General features: G+C 48.6%; 1 protein-coding gene. It reads left to right on the top strand.

Annotation, left to right across the window (positions count from 1 at the left end):
- Positions 1–925: tRNA (adenosine(37)-N6)-threonylcarbamoyltransferase complex transferase subunit TsaD (gene tsaD, locus R7E00_RS25020; protein ID WP_318124910.1), on the top strand; the 925-nt coding region annotated here is incomplete at its 5' end.
- Positions 926–1,058: the final 133 nt, after the last annotated feature.

Raw genomic sequence — 1,058 nt, 5'->3', positions numbered from 1 at the left:
CCAAGTAAAACTTCACGCGGATTACGGCGGCGTGGTGCCAGAGTTGGCTTCACGTGACCACGTAAAGAAAACCATTCCTCTTATTAAAGAGGCACTAAAAGAAGCAAACTTAACATCCCAAGACATCGACGGCGTGGCTTACACGGCCGGTCCTGGTTTGGTTGGTGCTTTGCTAGTGGGTGCAACCATTGGTCGTAGTATTGCTTACGCATGGGGTGTGCCTGCTGTTCCTGTTCATCACATGGAAGGTCATTTACTTGCGCCAATGCTAGAAGACAACCCACCACCATTCCCATTTGTGGCGGTATTGGTTTCTGGTGGTCACTCGATGATGGTGGAAGTAAAAGGCATTGGTGAATACAAGATTCTAGGCGAATCCATTGATGATGCAGCTGGTGAAGCATTTGATAAGACGGCTAAGCTGATGGGGCTAGATTACCCAGGCGGTCCTCTGTTATCTAAGCTAGCAGAGAAAGGTACTCCGGGTCGCTTTAAGTTCCCACGACCAATGACCAATGTGCCGGGTTTGGATATGAGTTTCTCTGGTTTGAAAACCTTCACGGCAAACACGATTGCAGCGAATGGCGATGACGAGCAGACTCGTGCTGATATTGCGTACGCTTTTGAAGAAGCCGTGTGTGCAACGTTGGCAATTAAATGTAAGCGTGCATTAGAGCAAACCGGTATGAAGCGCATCGTTATTGCTGGTGGTGTAAGTGCGAACCGCCGCTTGCGTGCAGAGCTTGAGAAGCTTGCGAAGAAAATCGGTGGTGAAGTGTATTACCCACGTACCGAGTTCTGTACTGACAACGGTGCAATGATTGCGTATGCGGGTATGCAACGTTTGAAGAACGGTGAAGTTGCAGATATGTCGGTAGAAGCGCGTCCGCGCTGGCCAATTGACCAGCTAACGCCAATCGCGTAATCAAACCTTGTATATTGACTGGCCTCTATTTATAGAGGCCTTTGTTTTTGTGGTTTATTTCCCCAAGAAAAAGGCGCGAGATTTCCAGACTGATGTGAGCAGTTTTCTTTGTGTTCAGTGATAGGATGGCGCG

Source organism: Vibrio sp. Vb1755 (genome assembly GCF_033338635.1).
Classification (GTDB): domain Bacteria; phylum Pseudomonadota; class Gammaproteobacteria; order Enterobacterales; family Vibrionaceae; genus Vibrio; species Vibrio alginolyticus.
Note: the sequence above shows the minus strand (reverse complement) of the source record. Positions and strands in the feature narration are given on the sequence as shown.